The organism is Bradyrhizobium sp. SZCCHNS3016 (genome assembly GCF_032484535.1).
GTDB lineage: Bacteria > Pseudomonadota > Alphaproteobacteria > Rhizobiales > Xanthobacteraceae > Bradyrhizobium.
In genome coordinates this window covers 714054-735682 of record NZ_JAUETE010000001.1, presented here as the reverse complement: position 1 = coordinate 735682, position 21629 = coordinate 714054, and the positions used below count along the sequence as shown (strand labels likewise).

Sequence of the window (21629 nt, the reverse complement as noted above, 5' to 3'; positions counted from 1 at the left end):
TTAGCGAACCTCGGACAGGTAGCGGTCGACGAAGCCCTTTTGTGCGGCTTCCATATCGCCCCAGTTCACGCTCTTGGCGCGAGCGTAGTCGCTGTCCGGCAGGAACTTGTTCTTCACCGATTCCGGCAGCTCGATCGGGCGCGCCGGACGCAGATAGGCATTGGTCCAGATCGCCTGGCCCTTGTCGGAGAGCAGATAGTCGATGACCTTCTTCGCCTTGTCCTTGTCGGGCGCGTTCTTCACCAGGCCGACCACATAGGGGAAGACCACCGAGCCCTCGCAGGGAATGACGAACTCGAAATTGCCCTTCTCGGTATACTTCGCGCGGTAGGCGTTGAAGTCGTAGTCGAACAGGATCGGGATCTCGCCCGAGACGACGCGCGCATAGGACGTCTGCTTCGGCACGATCGGATCGTTCTTGCGCAAATCCTTGAAGAACGTAAGAGCCGGCTCGAAATTGGCCTGCGAACCGCCGAGCGCAAGGTTCACGGCAACGGCGCCGACATAGCCGACGGCCGCCGAGCTCGGATCGAGATAGCCCACCATGCCCTTGTAGTCGGGCTTGAGCAGATCCTTCCAGCAGGCCGGAACGGGCTTGCCGCCGAGCGCGTCCTTGTTCACGAACAGGCCGAGCGTGCCGGAGTGGATCGTGGTCCAGTAGCCATCCGCATCCTTCAAGCCGGCGGGGACCTGATCCCAATTCGCGGGCTTGTAAGCCTCCAGCGCGTCCTGCGCTTTCGCCTTCATGCCGAAGGTGACGCCGAAATAGCCGATGTCGCCGACGGGGTTGCTCTTCTCGGCGAGGATCTGCGCCAGCGCCTGGCCGGAGTTCTTGTTGTCGTGTGGAATGTCGTAGCCGAGATCGGTCTTGATCGCCTTGAGCATCGAGGCCCAGTCGGCCCATTCCGGCGGGCAGTTGTAGCAGATGACGTCCGCGGCCTTGGCCGGCTGCCACGACGCGGCAACACACAGCGCGAGAAGAGCGAGAACGAGGCGGGTGACCTTCATGAAGACAGACTCCGTATTCCTGGCACGGCGGCCAGTTCCGGAGCTTCCCCTAACGGCGGCACATGAAGGATTTGCGACAGAAAGTGCAGCGCACACAGCCGAAGCCGCACCTTGATCGTTCGTCAACGAACGATCGCAACCTTCAGATGCCGCGCCGTTCAAGCGACGGCGCGGCGACCGATGATCGCAAAGCGCAGCTTGCCCGAGATCCAGTCGATCGCGGCCACCGCCACGAGGATCATCAGGATCAGGAACGACACCTTCTGCCATTCCAGCACGCGGATCTGCTCGGCCAGTTGTAGCCCGATGCCGCCCGCGCCGACGATGCCGATGATCGTCGCCGAGCGCGTGTTGGATTCGATGAAGTAGAGCACCTGGCCGGCAATCACCGGAAGAACCTGCGGCAGCAGGCCGAAGCGGATCTCGTGCAACGCGCTGCCGCCGGCCGCACGCACGCCCTCGACCTGCTTCCGGTCGGCGCTCTCCATCGCCTCCGAGAACAGCTTGCCGAGCGCACCGAAATCCGAAACCGCAATCGCCAGCACGCCGGCGAAGGGCCCGAGGCCGACGACGTTGATCCAGACCAGCGCCCAGATCAGCGTGTCGACGCCGCGAATGGTGTCGAACAGGCGACGCACCGGAAAGCGGAAGACGGCCGACGGGACGATATTCCTGGCCGCAAGCAGGCTGACCGGAAGCGCGAAGACGGCCGCCACGGTGGTGCCGAGCACCGCGATCGAGAGCGTCTCGCCGAGCGCCTTGAGATAGATCGGAAGCGACGACCCAGGATCTGGCGGCAGCATCATTCGCGCGATCCAGCCGAGCTGGCCGAGGCCGGACAGCATCCGCGACGGCGAGAAGTCGAGATCGACGAGACCAAAGACGAAGATGGCCAGAGCCAGCAGCAGCACGACCGGCGTTGCGAAGCGTGCGGACAGGGACCGATTGAAAATATGCGGGTAGCGCTCGGCAAGCTGCTTCGCGTCCGGCGAGCCGGAGATGCTCATGTGCGGGCCTCCGAGCCGAACAGGCGGCCGCGTAGCCAGCCGGTGCCGATGTCGATCAGGAACACCGTGACCACGATCATGACGAGAATGGCGCTGACGTCGGAATAGTAGAACTTGCGGATCGCGACCACGAGCTCCTGGCCGATGCCGCCGGCGCCGACGAAGCCCATCACGGAAGCCTCGCGCACGTTGATCTCGAAGCGCAGCAAGGTGTAGCTGGAGAAACCCGCAATAACCTGAGGCAGCACGGCAAATCGCATGCAGGACAGCCAGCTCGCGCCGGTGGCGCGCACGCCCTCGACCGGCTTCATGTCGGCATTCTCAACGACCTCCGAGAACAGCTTACCGAGCGCACCGCTCGAATGAAGGGCGATGGCGAGCACGCCCGGGATCGGCCCAAGCCCGAAAGCAATGACGAAGATCAGGGCGAACACGACGCTCGGAACGGTGCGGGCGAATTCCAGGAGCCGGCGCACCGTGAAGCGGATCCACGGCGCGGGCGAGGTGTTCTCGGCGGCGAGGAAGTTGAGACCGAATGCGACGAGCATTCCGGCCATCGTGCCGACGTAGCTGATCAGCAGCGTCTCTGCCAGCAGCTTGATCCACTTCTTGAAGCCCCAGAACCATTCGGGCAGATTGGTCCAGACCCGTTGCCCGTCGTCGAGCGTCAAGATGCGATCGAAGTAGCTGATGAAGTTGCCGAAGTAGGTATAGAACGTCCGCAGATTGACCTCGGCACCGATGGCCGCGGCGAAGAGCACTGCCAGGAGTACCATGGCGGACAGGGCAAGACGCAATCGACGGCGCGAAACGGCCCGCCGATAGGTCTCGTTCAGAGCCGCAAGCTGCTGGCTCGGAAGGATCGAAACGGCAACAGCCATCGGCTTCGTGCTGCTCTTGGTTCGGACGTGTGAGAGATTCTTCAACGGACGAGCCGGGCCCCACGGGACCCGGCTCACCATCGATGGATCGTCGATCAGGACGCCTTCTTGCGCAGGCTGTCGACGAATTTGATCAGGTCGATCGTGCCATCCCAGTCCTTCGTCGTGGCAGGGTGGAAGCCCTTCTTCTGGCCGTCGGAGAGACGGTCGAAGGCGGCCTTGTCCTTGATCGGCGCATCGAAGAAGGCCTTGGCGATCGCCGATTTCAAATCGTCCGGCAGGTCCGTGTTGTAGGCGTAGGGGCCGTTGATGATCGGCGCTGACTTGTGAATGATGCGGAAGTCGTCCTTCTTCATCGGCGAACCGTCAGCGTTCTTCAGCATGCCCTTGGTCAGCATCTGGGCCAACGTCGAATCGTTGTCGCTCGTCCATTGGTTGGCCGCGATGTCGACAGTCCCCTGGGACAGGGCCAGCACCGCGTTCTCGTGGCTGCCGGTGAAGACAACCTTGCCAAAATACGTCTCGGCGTCGGTCACGCCCATCTTGTTGAGCTCGAAGCGGGGTACGTTGTTGCCCGACGTGGAGTTCGGATCGACGAGGCCGAGATTCTTGCCCTTGAGGTCTTCGACCTTCCGGTACGGGCTGCTCGCCTTGACGAAGAACACCGAGTAATAGCCGGTGCTGCCGTCGGAGTTGATGTCGTTGGCGAAGGCATCGGTCTTGACGCCGGTGAGCCGGGCGCGGGCAAACGACGCCGAGCCATAGCTCGCGATGTGGATGTTGCCGGCGCGCTGGCCTTCGATCACGGCCGCGTAATCGTTGGCGATACGCAGCGTCACCTTCACGCCCAGCTCTTTCGAGAGATAGTTCACGAAAGGCGTCCAGCGCTCAGTGACACCCGAGGCGTTCTCTGCCGGGACCACGGCGAAGGTCAGCTCAGGATACTTCGCCTTCCAGTCCTCGGCTGACGCCGAGGCCGTGAAAGCCAGCGCAGCGACGCCCGCCAGAACGATGCGACGATTGATCATAACATGCCCTCTTGTTGCAGTAAGTAACAGGTCTCGCCCCCGCGCCATGCGGAAGCTCGAGCTTGCAGAAATCCGCGTCTCAGGCCACGGCCGCTTCGCCGAGTGCCGGCACCGTTGCCGCCGGTGCCGGATGGATCGAACCCATCACCTCGTCCGCCTCGAGATCGTAGAGCTCACGTGCGATCTGCGCCGTCAGCGCCGACGGCACGTCGTCGAACACGATCCGTCCGGTCGCCATGCCGATCAGGCGATCGCAATAGCTGCGCGCCAGATCGAGCGAATGCAGGTTGCAGACGACGGTGATGCCGAAATGCTTGTTGATGCGCAGCAGCGCGTCCATCACGATCTTGGTGTTGCGGGGATCGAGCGAGGCGATCGGCTCGTCTGCGAGAATGATCTCGGGGTTCTGCACCATCGCGCGCGCGATCGCGACGCGCTGCTGCTGCCCGCCCGAGAGCTGATCGGCGCGCTGCGCTGCGAGGGAGGCCATGTCGAACTGCTCGAGCGCGGACAGCGCCATGGCGACATCCTCCGCTGGCCAGAGCTGCGCCAGCGAGCGCCACGACGGGACTTCGGCGAGTCGCCCCATCAGCACGTTCGTCAGCACGTCCAATCGGCCGACCAGATTGAACTGCTGGAAGATCATCGCCGAGCGCGCACGCCACTGCCGCAGATCGCGGCCCCGCAGCGCCGTCACGTCGAGATCCTTGAAGAGGATGCGGCCGCCGCTCACCGGGCTCAGACGATTGATGGACCGCAGCAAGGTCGACTTGCCGGCGCCGGAACGCCCGATCACGCCGACGAAGCTGCCGGGTGCAACTGAGAAGGATGCATTGTCGACTGCGGCTTTCATGCCAAAACGGCACGTCAGGCCATCCACCACCAGCATTGAATTCTCCAGACGCCTCGCTTTGGCCTATCGCTAGCGTCTGGATTCTACAGTTATGTGACAGCGACACTGCAGCGCCGCACTCGTCCACACGCCGGTCGCAGTCATGCAGATGTCACGCGCCTGTCATAGGGGAGATCCGACACCTTCACAGGCGCAGAGACAGGACGTGAGATGGCCGGCAAGTCGCTTTCGATTGAACCAACCGTTGACCCCTCGGCCAAGCTCCAGGACGTGACGCTTGGCGCCTATTGTGAGGTCGGCGCCCGCACCATCCTGCAGGAGGTGACGATGGGCGACTACTCCTATGTGGTCAACGATTCCCAGATCACCTACACGACGATCGGGAAGTTCTGTTCGATCGCGGCGATGACCCGGATCAATCCGGGCAACCACCCGATGCCGCGGGCGACGCAGGCCCATTTCACCTATCGCGCCAGCGCCTATTTTCCAGGAGAGCCGGACGATGCGGAGTTCTTCGCCTGGCGGAGACAACATCATGTCGAGATCGGACACGACGTCTGGATCGGCCATGGCGCGATCGTGCTGCCGGGCCGCAACATCGGCACCGGCGCGGTCGTGGCGGCTGGCGCCATCGTTACCAAGGACGTTCCGGCCTATACCGTCGTCGCCGGCAATCCGGCGCGCCCGATCAAGCGCCGGTTTCCGCGCAAGGTCGAGCAGCGGCTCCGCGATCTGGCGTGGTGGGATTGGAATCACCAGGCGCTGCGCGCGGCGCTTCCCGATTTCCGCAAGCTCGAGATCACCGACTTCCTGGACAAATACGAGGCTGCCCTCGACGCGCGCGTCCCGGTGCGGCAGAGTGCCGCCCCATGACCGATATCTCCATCTCGCGGGGCCGCTGCCTCGTCGATACCGACCTCGTAGACACGTCCTTGATCATATCCGGCGGCGTGATCGCCGGCATCGGGACACCAGGACACCGGTCGGGTCTCGAACTCGATGCGGAGGGGCTCACCGTGCTCCCCGGCATCGTCGACATCCACGGCGATGCGTTCGAGCGCCAGATGATGCCGCGCGCCGGGGTCGATTTCCCGACAGACGTCGCGCTGATCGACAGCGACCGCCAGGCCATCAGCAATGGCATCACCACGGTCTTTCACGCGACGACCTGGTCATGGGAGCCGGGCCTGCGCAGCGCCGACAATGCGCGGCGCCTGCTCGAATCGATCGAAGCGCTGCGCCCGCGGCTCGCAGCCGACACGCGCTTCCATCTGCGCCACGAGACCTTCAATCTCGACGACGAGGAGGAGATCGGGCGGTGGCTCGCCGACCGGCGCGTCGACCTGTTCGCCTTCAACGACCACATGGATTCGACGGTGGCGAGTCTGGACAAGCCGCACAAGCGCCAGCGCATGGTCGACCGCACCGGCCTGCCCGACGCGGAGTTCGACCGGTTGGTTGCGCGCATCGCCTCTCGCGCCGATACCGTTCCGGCTTCGATCGCGCGGCTGGCCGACATCGCACGCAAGGCTGGTGTCCGCATGCTGTCGCATGACGACGACAGCCCGGCCATGCGCAAGGCGTTTCGCAGCCAGGGGGTGACCATCGCAGAGTTTCCGGTCAACGAGGAGACCGCGCGCGAGGCCGCTCAAGGGGGTGACGCGATCGTATTCGGCGCGCCCAACGTCGTCCGTGGCGGCAGCCATACCGGGTGGACGAAGGCCAGCGACATGATCGCCAAGGGCCTCTGCTCGGTGCTGGCCTCCGACTACTACTATCCCGCGCCGCTGCTGGCAGCGTACCGGCTTGCGGCCGACGGCGTTCTTCCGCTGGCGCGCGCCTGGGATCTGATCTCGGGCGGCCCTGCACGCGCAGCTGGGCTGGCGGACCGCGGCATGCTCGCCGAGGGCCGCCGCGCCGATATCATTCTGGTCGACGACCGCGTACCGCTGCGCCCCCGCGTCGTCGCTGTGATCGCGTCCGGCCGGCTGGTCTATCTCACCGAGACGGACCGGCTGAACGCCCGGCCGGCACGTGCCATGGCGGCGGAGTAGCGAACCATGGCCAAATTTCCGCGCTATGCGATCTACTATGCTCCACCAGCAACAGCCGACCTGGCGGAATTCGGCGCGCGCCTGCTCGGTTACGACGCGTGGAGCGGCGATGACCGCAGCTTTCCGAGCGAGATCGTCCGCGCGGTTCCAGACTGGGCTGAGCTGACCGCAGACCCGCGCAAATACGGCTTTCACGCGACCTTGAAGGCTCCGTTCGAGCTGGCGGGTGCGGAGAGCGAAGCCGCGCTCTGCGCCGCTTGCGCTGAGTTGGCGGCCACGCCGCGAGCCGTCCCGGCCATCCGTCCGATCGTGGACGCGATCAGCGGATTCATCGCGATGATCCCTGGCGAGCCGTCTCCCATCCTGCAGCAGTTCGCGGCCGATTGTGTCCAGGCCTTCGAGCCGTTTCGCGCACCGATGACCGCCGACGACCGTGCTCGGCGCAAGCCGGATCTGCTGACACCACGGCAGCGCGATCATCTCGATCGTTGGGGTTATCCCTATGTCATGGAGGATTTCCGCTTCCACATGACGCTGACCTGCCGGCTGTCCGACGAGCGGCGCCGGCCGATCCTGACGATGCTGCAGGAGAGATTCGCGGCACTGTCACTGACAGAGCTCCGGATCGACAGGATTGTGTTGTTCCGCCAGCCCAATGCCCACCAGCGTTTCCACATCATCGGAGACTGGCCGTTCACGGCCGTCCAAGGCAGCTAGCGGCGTCAGTTCGGCATGGCTGCATGGTGCGACGGCGCCTCGCGGCCGAACACCGAGAGCGGCGGGGAGATGTCGGCGCGCTCGCGTGGCAAGGCTTCGCGCATCTCCCGCTGCAGGAACGCAATCAGCTTCTCGCGCACCTCGCAGCGCAGATCCCAGGCCTGCGGCGCATCCAGGCCGTTCTCCTTGAAGATGCCGGCGTGCATGCCGACGTAGAGATTGATGTAGCCGAGATTGTGCACGGCCTCGCTGAAGCGGACCGTCTTCAGTCCTACCGACGTCGCGCTCGTGGTTCCGAGCAGCGAAGGCGCTCCCCATCCTGCCGCGAGCGCGGCTGAGGTCGCGAGAAATCATTGTCGATCGATCGACAGGCTCGCGCTTGAATTTGATGCCGAGACAGTTTCGCTCACGGTGATGAAAATCTGCGAGGAGACTATGGTCAGATCATCGCGCAGCAAGGCGAAATAGCAGACGCGATCTGCTGAAAAGCTGACAACACTGTGCGCTGTGCAACACCTTGCGCCGCGCCGCGCCATGATCTGCCGACGGCTTGTCGCCTTGCTGCCGCTTCAGGAGTCGCCGTGGTCAAACGTGCATCGCTACAAAGGCGATAATGTCAATTTTGCCACTTCGGCCGCACAAAGAAATTGCACGTCGGCCGCCGTCGAGACCGCCAACACGAGGTCGCATGGCACTCCGACCCAGCGGGACATCAACCTCCTTTTGCCGTGGCGACGCCGCGCGCGCTCCGGCTGTCGTCGCTCGATGTCCGATCGCAATGTCACGAAGCCGACGCTCTAAGCCAGCTCCATCCACAAGCTCCCCATCGCCACGACCTCGCACTTGCAGCATGTTGCCGCCAAGTGTCGGGTTTTCGACAATCCACTGCTACTAAAAACGAATGGCATATCGCTTGCAATGCACAATGAGCCTCGCTATTGCAGCGCGATAATTTTCTTGGAGTGCCCCAATGCTCGGAATCGGAAGCAAGCTGCCATCGTTTGAAATCGTCGGCGTGAAACCCGGCTTTCATCTTCAGGAAGAGAAGGGCGAGAGCGCCTTCGAGACCCTGACCGAGACCAGCTTCCCCGGAAAATGGAAGATCATCTTCTTCTATCCGAAGGACTTCACCTTCGTCTGCCCGACCGAGATCGCCGAGTTCGCGCGCCTTGCGAAGGATTTCGCGGATCGTGACGCCGTCGTGCTCGGCGGCTCGACCGACAACGAGTTCTGCAAGCTGGCTTGGCGGCGCGACCACAAGGATCTGCATAAGCTGCCGATCTGGCAATTCGCCGACACCAAGGGCGCATTGGTCGACGGCCTCGGCGTCCGCTCGCCCGACGGCGTCGCCTACCGCTACACCTTCATCGTCGATCCCGACAACACGATCCAGCACGTCTATGCGACCAACCTGAATGTCGGCCGCGCTCCGAAGGACACGCTGCGCGTGCTCGACGCGCTGCAGACCGACGAGCTCTGCCCGTGCAACCGCGAAGTCGGCGGCGAGACCCTGAAGGTCGCCTGATCATGTCGATCGAGCAACTGAAGGACCAGATCCCGGACTTCGCCAAGGACATCAGGCTCAACCTGTCGTCCATGGCCTCCGACGAGACGCTGTCGCCGCAGGCCAAATATGGCCTGTTCGTCGCGTGCGCGATTGCGACTCGCAATCCGAGCGTCGTGGCGGCGTTGGAATCGGTTGCGGCCGCGCAGCTGTCGCCCGCCGCTTTGGCGGCGGCGAAATCGGCCGCCGCGATCATGGCCATGAACAACGTCTACTACCGCTTCGTTCACCTTGCCTCGAACAAGGAGTACGCGACGATGCCGGCCCGGCTGCGGATGAACGTCATCGCCAACCCCGGCATCGACAAGGCCGATTTCGAGCTGTGGTCGCTCGCGGTGTCCGCCATCAACGGCTGCGCCACCTGCATCGATTCGCACGAGAAGGTCCTGCAGGACGCGGGCGTGCCCGCGGCCACGATCCAGACCGCCGTACGCTTTGCCGCCGTCATCCAGTCGGTTGCCGTTGCGATCGAAGCCGCTTGTGTGTCCGTCGCGTTGGCGGCGGAATAAAAATCGATCAGATATGTGAATGCGGCCGGCATCGTCCGGCCGCATTTGTTTTTCGCCATTTCTCGCCTGAGTTGCAGAGTTTCGCGGCGCGCCTGCAACTCCTCGGTCCGCTAAGCCCCTGACCTCGCGGCAAAGTCGAGATGACTGCGGCATCCTGATACTCCAGCCGATCTTTCCGCAAAGCGCAGAACTCGGCCTCGGTCTCGCGCATCGCGAGCAATCATCGATGCGGCGCGCCGGGAAATTTCCATCAAATAGCCTTACCTACTCACCCTTCCCGACAAGAACATTGATCAGCTTAGGGACCAAGCAACATCGATTGTGACCAGGGCGCGCGAAAACGATGGCGTGCATGTCGGAAGGAAACCGGACCTGTCGGTCTCGACGGAAGCGTTGATGCAATGTCCCCGATGTCGCATCATGCGCGCTTCGGTTGGACCGCGCGCGCCCGACGTCCTGAAGCTATCTCCCACGACACGTTCGTCGGAGACAGGAGGCTAGTGATGAGTGCTCCAGATCAGAACGATCCGGCGAAACCAGCGCCGCCCTGGGCGAACGAAGAGCTCCGCAGATATGCACCGCGCCGCCGCCAGACGGAGGCCGGCCCGACGGCATTCGATCCGCCCGCCGATGGCGTGCCCCTGCCGCATCATCTGGTGTCCCGGCCAAGCTCCCTGCCGGCGCAGCCAGCGGCCGTCGACCTCGACGATGAGGAGATACGTCGCGTTTGGAGCGCGAAGCTCGATCCCGTGGTGATGCCGCTGCCGCCTGAGGATCCGGACAAATCGTTGCGGCTGGGCAGCATCATCAAGATCGGCGCCGCCGTCGGCATCGCGGCCTCCATCGCCATGATGGTGGTCAACATGGTCTCCTTCGAGAACGGCGGGCCGACGCCGGGTGGCAAGAGCCCGATCATGCCGACCGCCGTGCTGGAAAGCCTGGCCCAGATCGATCCCGCGGAAGCCAAGGTCGCCCAGGAAGACCCGCCGCAGACGGTCGCCGCGCTCGCGGCTCCCAGCAGTACAGAACTGGCGATGCGGCCATGGCCCTCGGCGCCCACGTCGCCTGCGCCGGCCGCGGCAGCACCGGCGGTCTCGCCCCCCTCAGCTGCGCTCCCGATGGCCTCGCCTCGCCCGACCGTTCCGTTGCCGCGAGACGAGGTCGATGCGCTGATGAAGCGCGGACGCGACCTGCTCGCCGCGGGCGACGTCGCCAGCGCGCGCCTGATCCTGACGCGGCTTTCCGACGCCGGGATTGCGGACGCCTCCCTCCTGCTCGCACGCACCTATGACCCGGCCGAACTAACGAAATCGCGGTTGCTCGGTGCCGTTCCCGACGCAGCCAAGGCGCGCGCCTGGTATCTCAGGGCTGCGGAGCAAGGATCGCCGGAAGCCAGCCGACGCATCTCGGCTGCGCGCTAACGCATAAATCTCGGAGCGCTCGAGACGCGACCCGGACCGCTCCCTGCGAGACGGTCGGCCGCGATCTGCTGCGCCCGAGAACCAAATATCGATGGGAGGACTGATGATGCACGGCATCCATGCTGCAGTTCGCGCCTGCTTGGCCGCCAGATGGAGCCGACGTCGCAAACCACGGGATGCAAAGAACAGCCCCCCTCGAGCAGCCGCATGCCTCGCGCTGGCTCTGTCCGCTCCGCTGGCGCTGACCGGACATCAAGCGGTCGCCGCGGACAACGAGATCCGCATCGGCAACACCATGCCCTACAGCGGCCCGGCTCTCGCCTATGGCGTCATCGGCAAGACGATCGCGGCCTACTTCAACAAGATCAATGCCGAAGGCGGCATCAACGGCCGGCGCGTCAACTTCATTTCCTACGACGACGGCTATGCGCCGCAGAAGACGGTCGAGATGACCCGCAAGCTCGTCGAGGAGGACAATGTCCTCCTGATGTTCGCCAGCCTGGGCACGGCTCCCAACCTGGCGGTCCGCCCTTATCTCAACGCCAACAAAGTCCCACAATTGTTCGTGGCATCAGGCTCCTCGCAATGGGACCAGTCCCACGACTTTCCGTGGACCATGGGCTTTCAGCCGAGCTACCAGGCCGAGGCGCACGTCTATGCCCAGTACCTGCTGGAGACCCACAGCCGCGGCAAGATCGCGCTTCTCTATCAGGACGATGATTTCGGCAAGGATTACGTCAAGGGATTGAAGGACGGCCTGGGTGGCAAGCTTCCGATCGTCGCGGAAGCCACCTACAAGGTGACGGACGCCAACGTCAATCAGCAGATCGCCACGTTGAAGGCATCCGGCGCCGACATCTTCTTCGACGTGACCACGCCCAAGTTCGCCGTGATGGCGATCCGCCGCGCGGCCGAGCTCGGCTGGCGTCCGGACCACATCATCTCGACGGTCTCGGAATCGGTCTCCGCCGTGATGCAGCCGGCCGGCCTGCAGAATGCCGAAGGCATCTTGTCCGCGGGCTATTACTACGAAGGCGAGGAGGCCGCGGCTGCAGGCGATCCATCCTACCGCGAATGGTCCACCTTCATGGACCGCTATTTGCCCGACGTACCGAGAAGCAATGGTCTTGCGACCTTCGGCTACCTCGCGGCAAACGCGATGGTCGCAGTGCTGCGGAGTTGCGGCGACGACCTGTCGCGCGACAACATCATGAAGCAGGCGGCATCCCTGAAGAGCCTCAAATTGCCGATGCTGACGCCCGGCATCACCGTCAACACCAGCACCCATGATCACGCGCCGCTGGAGCAGATGCAGATGATGCAGTTTACCGGCGGCAAGTGGCAGCGCTTCGGTCCGGTCCGGAGCGGTATCGATCCCGGCAGCGTCAGCGATTCCTTCAAGACCATCTTCCGTTACGGCACGGCGAAGCGCGATCTGGCCAACCAGCTGAATGCCAATACCGTCACGCTGATGACCGGCTCGTTCGGCAGCACCTACGCCAACATGGGCGCGGACCTCGCATCCGCGCTCGACAAGGGGACGGAGCTGCGCATCCTTCCCGTGATCGGCCGCGGCTCGGTGCAATCGGTCGCCGACATCCTACTGCTGCGCGGCGTCGACGCCGGCATCATCCGCAAGGACACCCTGGCCTTTCTCGAGCGCAAGGACTTCGCCAACAACATCCGCGAACAACTGGTCTATGTCACCAAGCTGTTCAACGAGGAGATGCACGTGCTGGCGCCGAGATCGATCACCAGCCTGAACGAGCTCGACGGCAAGACCATCGCCGTCGACCTGCCCGACGGCGGCACCTTCGTCACCTCGATCAACGTGTTCGAGCGCCTCGGGATCAGGCCGCATCTGCTCTATATCGAGCCGCGGCTGGCGCTGGACATGCTGCGCAAGGGCGACATCGACGCGATCATCACGGTCGAGGGCAGGCCGGTGCAATGGCTGAGCCAGGTCAGCGATCCCAATCTGCATCTCGTGCCCGTCGACTACGACAAGGCTCTGCACGACGACTATCTGCCGGCGCAATTGTCCGCCGAGGACTATCCGAACCTCGTCGGCGCCTCGGCGCCGGTGAACACGATCGCGGCCGAGGCCGTACTGGCGTCGTTCAACTGGCCGGCAGGCAGCGACCGTCACCGCCGGCTGTCTCTGCTCGTCGAGGCCTTCTTCAGCAATATGCAGGCGCTGCAACGGCCGCCATATCACCCGAAATGGCAGGAGGTGGCGCCGCTGGCGCCGATCGCGGGCTGGACAAGATTCAAGACGGCACAGGACTGGCTCGATCGCAATACACCGCCCGCCCAGATGCTGGGGGCGAATGCACAGGCCAACGATCTGCAGGCGAGCGGCGTTTCAGCCGATCCCCGGCTGTTCCGTGAATTCATGGAATGGCGAGCCAACCGCCAGAAGCGCGCCGCTCCGCGGCACCCACAGTAGCCGGGTCGCGCGGTCAAGCCGTGGCCGAGGCAGGGCTGATCCGCACCTGCACGTCGCAGGGACGCGCGAGGTAGGGCGCCGAGGTGACCAGCACGTCTGCCCCCGCCGCAGCATAGGCAGCGGCGTTCTGCGCATTCACGCCACCCGCGGCCGCAATGATCGGCCGCCGCGGCAGCGCCGCGCTGATGGCGATACGCTCCGTCAGCGCAGCGATGTCGGCAGGCGAAAATTTCTCGGCCTGGATGACGTCGAAGCCGGCCACGGCGGCGGCGACGGCCTGCTCGACCGTGGTGATCTCGATCACGAGCCGCTTCTCCGGCGCGTTCCGCCGCAACCGCTCGGCGATATCGGCAAGCGGCGCATCGCCGAGAAACGCCCGGTGTTCCGGAAACACCAGCACCGTCTCCGACAGGCCGAGCCGATGCATCACCGCGCCACCCGCCTTCACCGCGGCAACGGCGAACGGCTTGGTTCCGGGGACGCTCTTGCGCGTACAGGCGACCGCAATACCAGGCTTGATCGCGCGCGACGCGCCGACGATCGCAGCCGCCCCGGTGGCGACGCCGGACCAGATCTCGATGAGCGTCTGCGCCACCTTCCAGCTCCGCAACAGGCCTGCCGCCGCGCCCTCTGCACGGAGGATCGGGGTCCCCTCCTCCAGCACCGTTCCGCTGCCGGCAAACAGTTCGACATGACAGCCCGTGAGCTCGATCAAGGCCGCCGCGTCCTCGGCCAGGGCCAATACCATGCGGTCCCGCGCGGCGAAGTGCATCAGGCCCGGCTCGGCGCCGATCCCGAGCGTCTCCGTCGTCAGGTCGCCATAGGGGACATCGTCGCGGAGCAGCGCTTCCAGATCATGGTGCGTAGCGGTGGTCGGCGCGCGCGACATCTGCTCTTTCTCCACAGGCTGCATCCTCTATATAACCCCTGGTCGCCGCCCGCCCCCGATCGCTAGGCCCCGTATGATCCCGCACGATCTTCCTGCTTCCGCTGAGCCCAATCAGCCCCGTCTCGCCGCCATTCTCTACGGACCGGGCGACGATGCCGATGCCTTGCTGGACGCCTTTGCCCAGGAGCTGCTGCAACAGGGCGTCCGCGTCGGCGGCATCGTTCAGCGCAATACGAGAGACGAAGTCGGCAAGAAAAGCGGAATGGACGTGATCGATCTCGCCAATGGCGACACGATCTCGATCTGTCAGGACCTCGGCACCGGATCGACCGCCTGCAAGCTCGACACTGCGGGCCTTGCCGAAGCCGGCATGGCCGTTCACCGCGCCATCGCGGCCCACGCCGACCTCATCGTGATCAACAAGTTCTCCAAGCAGGAGGCCTCGGGAAGCGGGTTGCGTGGCGAGCTGGCCGACGCAATCACGTCGGGGATTCCGGTGCTGACGGCCGTGCCGCAGAAATGCATCGACGACTGGCGGACCTTTGCGGGCGACTTCGGCACGCTGCTGCAGCCGTCACGTTCCGCGATGGAAACCTGGTGGCTCGACCTGCGCGCGCGCCACGCGTCCACCGGCTGATCGGCGCAGCGATTCGGCACCACGTTCCTATTTTCCGATCATTACATCCGACGACTTGATAACGGCGGAGACGCTGTCGCCGACGGCAAGCGCGAGCTCCTCCACCGCCTCGTTGGTGATCGCCGAGAAGACCGTGAGTCCAGGGGCGAGCTCCACTTTGACGTGGGCCGTGGTCGCGCCCTTCTCAACAGAGATGATTTTTCCCGGCAAGACGTTTCGTGCACTCAGCTTCACGTGCTGTTCCTCATCCATTGCAGCGTCGTTGCTGCAACGAGATGTAAACATAAAGCTCGACCGAACTCAATGACCTATATCATTCACGATATAGCATTGACGACCGGCGGCACGTTTGTCGCATTTGCGACAGCACGCCGCCCGGGGGGCGATCTCAGGCGGCCGGACATCAGCCGAACTTGAACAGCACCCCGTAGCCACCGCGCGGATAGCTCCACTCGATATCGCCGCTGGCCTCGCCGATGACCCGGCAGGTGCCGCATTCGATGCAGCCGTCCACCGTGATCTCGACCTGGCCCTTGTCGTTGAGCTCGTAGCAACGTGCCGGGCAGGCCTTGAGAAGCGCCTTTAACTGCGGCGTCGGCGTGGTATGCGGACGGACCTTGATATGGGCCCGGCCGGGATCGACCTGATAGCGATTGTAGAACAGCTTGTCTTCGACCCTGACTGCGACGTCCGTGCTCATGTCTGATCTCCCTCGCCTAAGCTGTTTCGTTCATTCACCAATCATCGCCACGCCCGAGCAAACCTGAAGGCGTCGCCGAACAGGCCGGTCCATGACCTTGCATTCACGAAGGAGCGCACGGTGCTGCTCTCCTTCTCCTTCTTCGGTGTCCCGTCGACGCGCACGAAGTTCTGCATCGCCTTGGAGACGAGCTGCGGATAGGTCAGGAAGAAGTTCTGCGACTGGTTGTGCAGCAGCGCCGGCATGTCCTTGTATTTCTTCAGATCCTTGATGACGAAGGAGTCCTCCAGCATCTTCTTGTAAAGTGAGAGGTTCTCCTTGGTCATCGGATCACGGCGCGACTTGACCTGGAAGATCGCCTCAGCGGCGATGCGTCCGGAAGTCATCGCGAGATTGGAGCCCTCGCGGTGAACAGCATTGTTGAGCTGGGCGGCATCGCCGACCACGACCCAGCCATCGCCGCAGAGCTGCGGGATCGCATTGTAGCCGCCCTCGGGAATGAGGTGGGCCGAGTACTCCTTGACCTCAGACCCCTCGATCAGCGGCGCCACCGACGGATGCTGCTTGAACCGCTCGAGCAGGCCATATGGCGTCTCGCCGGTCTTCTGGAAGTCGGAGACGAGGCAGCCGATGCCGAGCGAAATGCACTCCTTGTTGGAATAGATGAAGCCCATGCCGGTCATGCCACGGGAAATCGTGCCGACGGCCTCGATGACGGCACCTTCGTCGCCCTTCAGGTTGAAGCGCGCCTCGATCGTCTCGCGCGGCAGGAAGTGCATCTCCTTCACAGCCAGCGCGACGTTCTCCGGCTTCGGCCGCTCACGCAAGCCGGCGCGAGTCCCGAGCAGGCCGTTGACGCCTTCCGCGAGCACGACCACGTCGGCATGGATCTCGCCATCGCGCCGGTCGGTCTTGACGCCGATCACCTTGCCATAGGCATCCTGCGCCAGCTCGGTCACGGTCGTCTCGCACAGCACGGTGGCGCCGGCTTCCTTGACCTTGGACGAGAACCATTTGTCGAACTGGGCACGGATGATCGTGTAACGGTTCGGCTTCTCCTCATTGAAGTCGTCCGACTTGTAGTGCAGGCCGACATGCGACTTGTCGTCGAGCATCCAGAAGCGCTGCTCGACCAGATGCCGCTCCAGCGGTGCTTCCTCGCGGAAGTCCGGAATCAGCTTCTCCAGCATGTCGGCGTAGAGGATCGCGCCCTGCACGTTCTTCGAGCCGGAATACTCGCCGCGCTCGAGTTGCAGCACCTTCATGCCGCGCTTGGCCATGGTCAGCGCAGCAGCATTGCCGGCCATGCCGGCCCCCACGACGATCGCGTCGAACCGTTCCTCGATCATTGCCCTGCTCCCTCTCTGGTGCCTAGCTCGCGATGCGGTCGCGCGAATGCGGCGACAGACGTGCGCGGAATGCCTCGGTGAGCGCCGGCAGCAGCCGGATCGCATCGGTGACGATGCCGACATGCGCGAAGTCGAAGATCGGCGCGTTCTTGTCGGTGTTGATGGCAACGATCAGGTCGGCGCCCTCGACACCGACCCGATGCTGGATCGCGCCGGAGATGCCTGCGGCGATGTAGAGCTTGGGCCGGATCGTCTTGCCGGTCTGGCCGATCTGCCGATCGGAGGTCACCCAACCCTTCTGCACCAGCGGCCGCGAGCAGCCGAATTCAGCGCCGAGCACCGAAGCGAGCCCCTTGACGAGCTGGAAGTTCTCCGGCGAGCCAAGCCCGAGCCCGCCGGCCACGACGATGTCGGCATAGGCGAGATTGGACTTGGCGGAATCGCGATCCGGAATGAAGGACAGCACCTTGGTGACGATGTCCTCTTCCACGAGACCGAGCTTGTGCTCGATGATGCGGCTCGCAGGCTTCTCGACGCGGTCCGGCATCGGCATCACGCGCGGGCGGACGGTCGCCATCTGTGGCCGATAGTTCAGCGTGTAGATCGTGCAGAGCAGCGAGCCGCCGAAGGTCGGCCGCGTCGCGGCCAGGGAGCCGTCGGCATCGACGTCGAGCTCGGTGCAGTCGGCGGTCAGACCGGTGAGCAGCGTCGTCGCGACGGAGCCCGCGAGGTCGCGGCCGAGCGTGGTGGCGCCGAGCAGCAGGATCTCCGGCTTGAAGGTGTTGACGACGTCGGTCAGCGCCTTGGTGTAGGCTTCGTTGCGATAGTCGGTGAGAACGCTGTCCGCGACGATGTAGGCGAGATCGGCGCCATAGCAGAACGACTCCGCGGCAGCGTGCTGCACGGCTTCTCCGGGAGGCCCGATCACGACGGCCGCGAGATCGACCTTCAGCTTGTCGGCAAGCTTGCGTCCGGCGCCCATCAGTTCCCAGGATACCGGGTGAACCTGGCCGCGCTCCTGCTCGATGAACACCCAGACGTGCTTGTAGGCCTTGAAATGCTCCGGCAGCTCCTTCTTGGTCGCGGCGCGACCGGCTGCAGCGGGCGGTGCTTTGGTGGGTTCGCTCATGATCGTCGTCCCTTGGTCCGTCAAAAGCCGTATGGATCAGAAGCCGTGCGCTGACGTCGTCAGTTCGGCTTCGAGCTTCGGCTGCCGCTTGAACAATTCCTCGATCAGGGCGTCGGCCGGCGCGCGACTCGAGAAGTCGACCATGGTTGCCTTCTCCGCCCGGGCCGACGGTGCGAAGACCCGCTTCACGATGGTCGGCGAGCCCTTCAGGCCGCACTTCGAGATGTCCTCGACGCCGGCGTCCTTGGCGCTCCAGGTGACGATCTGCGCGCGCGCTGCACGGAGCGCATCGGCCATGGCGCCGCGGCGGATCTCGTTGGTTGCCTCCAGCATCGTCACCAGGCACGGCAGCTTGGTCTTCAGCACCTGAACACCCCCCTCGGAGCGACGCTCGGCTTCGATCGTGCGCGCCACCGGATCGACCTCGCTGATCTTCGCCACATAGGTGAGTTGCAGCAGGCCCAGCCGCTTGGCGATGCCCGGGCCGACCTGCGCGGTGTCGCCGTCGATCGTCTGCTTGCCGGTGAACACGATGTCGGGCGCGCCAAAGGTCTCGCTGACCTTGCGAATGGCTGTCGCCAGCGCATAGGTGGTCGCCAGCGTATCGGCGCCGGCGAAGAAGCGATCGGTCAGCAGCACGGCGCGGTCGGCCCCGTAGGTCAGCGCTCTGCGCAGCGAGTCCTCGGCGGACGGCGGTCCCATGGTCAGCACGGTCACTTCACCGCCGAACTTGTCGCGCAGCTGCAGCGCGGCCTCGAGCGCGAACAGATCGTAGGGGTTGATGATGGTCGGCACACCCTGGCGCATGATGGTGTTGGTCACCGGATGAACGCGGATCTGCGCGGAGTCCGGAACCTGCTTGATGCAGACGACGATATGCATGCGATCACTCCGGTGTGTAGGTCTGCGATCAGGACAGCAATTGTCGTACCAGTTTCGGCCGCAATGATTTTCGGCACGGATTCAACACCTTGGCGCATGAACCTGATCTCTGTTGCTGAGAACTCGTCGCCAAGGCCCGACACGTCGCAAGCAACACGCGTCGGGAATGCGACAGGAGCTTGAAAGCGCACGGCTCGCCTGAAAGCGGAAACGCCGCCAGTCGTGCTGGCGGCGCTCGTGGGAGTGATCCTCAGTTCGTCCGTTACTTGAGCGTCGTCAGTGACACGAACGGCTTTGGAGCCGGTTTCGGCGGCGCCACCGCCTCCTTGAGCACCTTGAACACCCGCTGATCGAGCGGCGTGGAGACGAGGAAGTCCTGATAGGCCTGCTCCAGGAACGACTTGCAGCGAGCTGCGACATCCTCGTTGGAAACGTCGGAGAAGTCCTCGCTGACGAGATACTGCCCCATTCGCCGGAGGATATGCAGCCGGCAGACGTTGAGCACCTTGGGATCGTAGTCGACACCGAGCAGCTTGAAGAACTCCTCGGCGGCAGAGGTCTTCTTCAGCTCGTCCAGAACGTTCGGCGATGCCGCAGTCATTGCTTTGCTCCTTGGCTCAAAATCGGATCAACCTCGCAGAAAGAGGTCGGCGCCGGAGGCGGCGGTCCCTGGCGCATCTTTTGCCTGATGTGAGCGAGCTGCGCTTCGAGGAATTCGATCCGGTCCAGCATCACGGAAAGTGCCTCACCGACCGGATCAGGCATCAAATGATGATCCAGGTCGATGCGTCCGACGGTTCGACGATGGGTGAACTCCGGCCGCACCACCTTGGCGGGGATGCCGACCACGGTGACATCGGGCGGCGTGCTCTGAATGACGACGGAGTTGGCACCGACGCGGGTGCGCGGTCCGATCGTGATCGGTCCGAGGATCTTGGCGCCGGCGCCGACGACGACGCCGCTTTCCAGCGTCGGATGCCGCTTGCCCGGCGACCACGACGTGCCGCCCAGGGTGACGCCGTGATAGAGCGTGACATCGTCGCCGATTTCGGCAGTCTCACCGATCACGACGCAGGCACCATGGTCGATGAAGAAGCGGCGACCGATCTCGGCTCCCGGATGAATGTCGACATTCGACAGGAAACGTCCGAGCCACGACAACAAGCGTGCCGGAAAACGCCAGCCGCGAATCCACAGCCGATGCGCCAAGCGGTGCCAGATCAGCGCGTGAATGCCGGGATAGGTCAGCAGCGTCTCGATTTCGCTGCGCGCCGCCGGATCGCGCGAGCGGACACACGCAATGTCCTCGCGGATCAAGCGGAGCAGCGAGGGCCGGCTCGCCTCGGCGACGATCGGCTTTGCAATGGGTGTGTCGACGATGTCGCTCATGATCAGGCAAAGCTCGCCAGCGGGTGATCGCAGACTTCGCGCCAGATGGCCGCAACGGCCTCTTTCGGCACCGGCCCCTTGTGAGTGACGGCATGCCTGCGCACGCGCGCCAGGATGCGCTGGGCCTGGTCGACGCTCGCCGGCAGGCGTAGATCCGACAGCAGCGAGGTGATCGCCGACAGCCCGGAATGCTTCCCGATCACGATCCGGTTGGAGCGGCCGAACAGTACCGGATCGAGCGCCTGATAGGTGCGCTGATCCTTCAGCAGCCCGTCGACGTGAATGCCGGATTCATGGGTAAAGACGTGCTCGCCGACAATGGCCTTGTTGAGTGGAATGGCGCGCGCCGCGGCGGCTGCCACGACATTGGCGACGTGATCGAGCTCGGCCAGCACGATGCCGGTCTCGCGCCGGTGGAGCTGCCGCAGCGCGACCGCGACCTCCTCCAGCGGAGCATTTCCGGCGCGCTCGCCGAGGCCGATCACGGTGACCGATGCATGGGTCGCGCCCGCCTTGACCGCCGCCAGCGTGTTGGCGGTGGCAAGACCGAGATCATCATGGCCGTGAAACTCGATCTCCAGGTCCGTGGTCGCTCGCAAGGCGCCGACCAGCGCTGACGTCGCGTCGGGATCGAGCACGCTCAGGGTATCGGCGACGCGGAAGCGCCGGGCGCCGAGCGACTTCGCGGTCGCGATCACCTCGGCGAGAAAGCCGACATCGGCGCGCGACGAATCCTCACCGCCGACGGCAACGGCCAGTCCGCGGCTCCGCGCATGGCCGACCACGCGCTTGAGCAGCTCCAACGCGGCGCTGCGGCTGCCACCGAGCTTGGCGGCGATCTGCACATCGGATGTCGGGATGGAGACATTCACCATCGAGACGCCCGCCGCGATCGCCGCATCGACATCCGCCTCGCGCATCCGGCACCAGCCGATGATGGTCGCCGGCAGACCGGCCTCGACGATCGCCCTGATCGCAGCGATCTCGTCGGCCCCCATCGCCGGGGTGCCGGCCTCGATCTCGGGAACGCCGGCACGGGCAAGCGCACGGGCGATCGCGACCTTCTCTCCGAGGGCGAAGGCGACGCCCGGCGCCTGCTCGCCGTCGCGGAGCGTGGTATCGTTCAGGATGACCCGGGGCATCGGGCTCCCCGAGACCGTGCC

At 64.4% G+C, this 21629-nt stretch carries 22 protein-coding genes and 1 pseudogene; 8 read left to right on the top strand and 15 right to left on the bottom strand.

The annotated features are described in order from the left end of the window. The 5 genes from QW881_RS03535 to phnC form a co-directional block, all read right to left on the bottom strand. On the bottom strand, positions 1 to 1008 hold the full coding sequence (locus QW881_RS03535) for an ABC transporter substrate-binding protein (protein ID WP_315756189.1): 1008 nt from the start codon (positions 1006 to 1008) through the stop codon (positions 1 to 3). A 158-nt stretch (positions 1009 to 1166) separates the two neighbouring features. Next, positions 1167 to 2015, bottom strand: coding sequence for a phosphonate ABC transporter, permease protein PhnE (gene phnE / locus QW881_RS03530; RefSeq protein ID WP_316158025.1), 849 nt, complete (start codon positions 2013 to 2015; stop codon positions 1167 to 1169). Beyond that, on the bottom strand, positions 2012 to 2896 hold the full coding sequence (gene phnE / locus QW881_RS03525) for a phosphonate ABC transporter, permease protein PhnE (protein WP_315756191.1): 885 nt from the start codon (positions 2894 to 2896) through the stop codon (positions 2012 to 2014). Before phnE (QW881_RS03525) ends, phnE (QW881_RS03530) begins: the two co-directional genes overlap by 4 nt. Before the next feature lie 95 nt (positions 2897 to 2991). Next, complete coding sequence (phnD, locus tag QW881_RS03520) at positions 2992 to 3924, bottom strand: phosphonate ABC transporter substrate-binding protein (RefSeq protein WP_315741002.1); 933 nt, start codon at positions 3922 to 3924, stop codon at positions 2992 to 2994. A gap of 79 nt (positions 3925 to 4003) precedes the next feature. Continuing rightward, positions 4004 to 4813 carry a phosphonate ABC transporter ATP-binding protein gene (gene phnC, locus QW881_RS03515; protein WP_316158026.1) on the bottom strand — a complete coding sequence of 270 codons (810 nt, stop codon included), beginning with the start codon at positions 4811 to 4813 and terminating at the stop codon, positions 4004 to 4006. A gap of 174 nt (positions 4814 to 4987) precedes the next feature. On the opposite strand from phnC, the gene QW881_RS03510 reads away from it, so the two are divergent. Genes QW881_RS03510 through QW881_RS03500 form a run of 3 tightly spaced genes read left to right on the top strand, consistent with a single transcriptional unit; the run spans position 4988 to position 7548 of the window. Next, a complete protein-coding gene (locus QW881_RS03510) occupies positions 4988 to 5650 on the top strand; it encodes a chloramphenicol acetyltransferase (protein ID WP_316158027.1) in 663 nt (220 codons plus the stop codon). Continuing rightward, complete coding sequence (locus QW881_RS03505) at positions 5647 to 6831, top strand: alpha-D-ribose 1-methylphosphonate 5-triphosphate diphosphatase (protein WP_316158028.1); 1185 nt, start codon at positions 5647 to 5649, stop codon at positions 6829 to 6831. The genes QW881_RS03510 and QW881_RS03505 overlap by 4 nt, the downstream gene beginning before the upstream one ends. Positions 6832 to 6837: 6 nt before the next feature. Next, the gene (locus QW881_RS03500) at positions 6838 to 7548 is read left to right on the top strand and encodes a DUF1045 domain-containing protein (protein WP_316158029.1); all 711 of its coding nucleotides are present in this window, start codon (positions 6838 to 6840) and stop codon (positions 7546 to 7548) included. Positions 7549 to 7553: 5 nt separating this feature from the next. Here QW881_RS03500 and QW881_RS03495 read toward each other — a convergent pair. Next, positions 7554 to 7721 (bottom strand): annotated as a pseudogene (locus QW881_RS03495) (mechanosensitive ion channel family protein); the annotation flags it as partial. Positions 7722 to 8518: 797 nt separating this feature from the next. Here QW881_RS03495 and QW881_RS03490 point away from each other — a divergent pair. The 4 genes from QW881_RS03490 to QW881_RS03475 all read left to right on the top strand — a co-directional run bounded on the left by QW881_RS03490 (position 8519) and on the right by QW881_RS03475 (position 13491). After that, positions 8519 to 9073, top strand: a complete 555-nt coding sequence (locus tag QW881_RS03490) for a peroxiredoxin (RefSeq protein ID WP_315713058.1) — start codon at positions 8519 to 8521, stop codon at positions 9071 to 9073. A 2-nt stretch (positions 9074 to 9075) separates the two neighbouring features. After that, positions 9076 to 9621 carry a carboxymuconolactone decarboxylase family protein gene (locus QW881_RS03485; RefSeq protein ID WP_316158030.1) on the top strand — a complete coding sequence of 182 codons (546 nt, stop codon included), beginning with the start codon at positions 9076 to 9078 and terminating at the stop codon, positions 9619 to 9621. Between the two features lie 503 nt (positions 9622 to 10124). Beyond that, entirely contained in the window at positions 10125 to 11042 is a 918-nt protein-coding gene (locus QW881_RS03480; protein WP_316158031.1) for a sel1 repeat family protein, read from the top strand. Between the two features lie 103 nt (positions 11043 to 11145). Next, positions 11146 to 13491, top strand: coding sequence for an ABC transporter substrate-binding protein (locus QW881_RS03475; protein WP_316158032.1), 2346 nt, complete (start codon positions 11146 to 11148; stop codon positions 13489 to 13491). 13 nt (positions 13492 to 13504) lie between these two features. On the opposite strand, the gene modD is transcribed toward QW881_RS03475, so the two are convergent. Beyond that, on the bottom strand, positions 13505 to 14380 hold the full coding sequence (gene modD, locus QW881_RS03470; protein ID WP_316158033.1) for a ModD protein: 876 nt from the start codon (positions 14378 to 14380) through the stop codon (positions 13505 to 13507). 73 nt (positions 14381 to 14453) lie between these two features. Between modD and QW881_RS03465 the strand changes: the two genes are divergently transcribed. After that, complete coding sequence (locus tag QW881_RS03465) at positions 14454 to 15017, top strand: DUF2478 domain-containing protein (protein WP_316158122.1); 564 nt, start codon at positions 14454 to 14456, stop codon at positions 15015 to 15017. 27 nt (positions 15018 to 15044) lie between these two features. On the opposite strand, the gene QW881_RS03460 is transcribed toward QW881_RS03465, so the two are convergent. From QW881_RS03460 to nifV, 8 genes are all read right to left on the bottom strand, one after another. Next, positions 15045 to 15251, bottom strand: a complete 207-nt coding sequence (locus QW881_RS03460; protein ID WP_315741026.1) for a molybdopterin-binding protein — start codon at positions 15249 to 15251, stop codon at positions 15045 to 15047. Positions 15252 to 15420: 169 nt separating this feature from the next. After that, a complete protein-coding gene (locus QW881_RS03455; protein WP_172112536.1) occupies positions 15421 to 15717 on the bottom strand; it encodes a ferredoxin family protein in 297 nt (98 codons plus the stop codon). Between the two features lie 41 nt (positions 15718 to 15758). Further along, positions 15759 to 17066, bottom strand: coding sequence for an FAD-dependent monooxygenase (locus tag QW881_RS03450; RefSeq protein WP_315740993.1), 1308 nt, complete (start codon positions 17064 to 17066; stop codon positions 15759 to 15761). A 22-nt stretch (positions 17067 to 17088) separates the two neighbouring features. Beyond that, positions 17089 to 18195, bottom strand: a complete 1107-nt coding sequence (locus tag QW881_RS03445) for an electron transfer flavoprotein subunit alpha/FixB family protein (protein WP_315756198.1) — start codon at positions 18193 to 18195, stop codon at positions 17089 to 17091. Positions 18196 to 18231: 36 nt separating this feature from the next. Beyond that, positions 18232 to 19077 carry an electron transfer flavoprotein subunit beta/FixA family protein gene (locus tag QW881_RS03440; protein WP_315740991.1) on the bottom strand — a complete coding sequence of 282 codons (846 nt, stop codon included), beginning with the start codon at positions 19075 to 19077 and terminating at the stop codon, positions 18232 to 18234. 262 nt (positions 19078 to 19339) lie between these two features. Further along, on the bottom strand, positions 19340 to 19678 hold the full coding sequence (nifW, locus tag QW881_RS03435; protein ID WP_315740990.1) for a nitrogenase stabilizing/protective protein NifW: 339 nt from the start codon (positions 19676 to 19678) through the stop codon (positions 19340 to 19342). Beyond that, entirely contained in the window at positions 19675 to 20466 is a 792-nt protein-coding gene (gene cysE, locus QW881_RS03430; protein WP_315756199.1) for a serine O-acetyltransferase, read from the bottom strand. The genes nifW and cysE overlap by 4 nt, the downstream gene beginning before the upstream one ends. Positions 20467 to 20468: 2 nt before the next feature. Beyond that, complete coding sequence (gene nifV / locus QW881_RS03425; protein ID WP_315756200.1) at positions 20469 to 21608, bottom strand: homocitrate synthase; 1140 nt, start codon at positions 21606 to 21608, stop codon at positions 20469 to 20471. Positions 21609 to 21629: the final 21 nt, after the last annotated feature.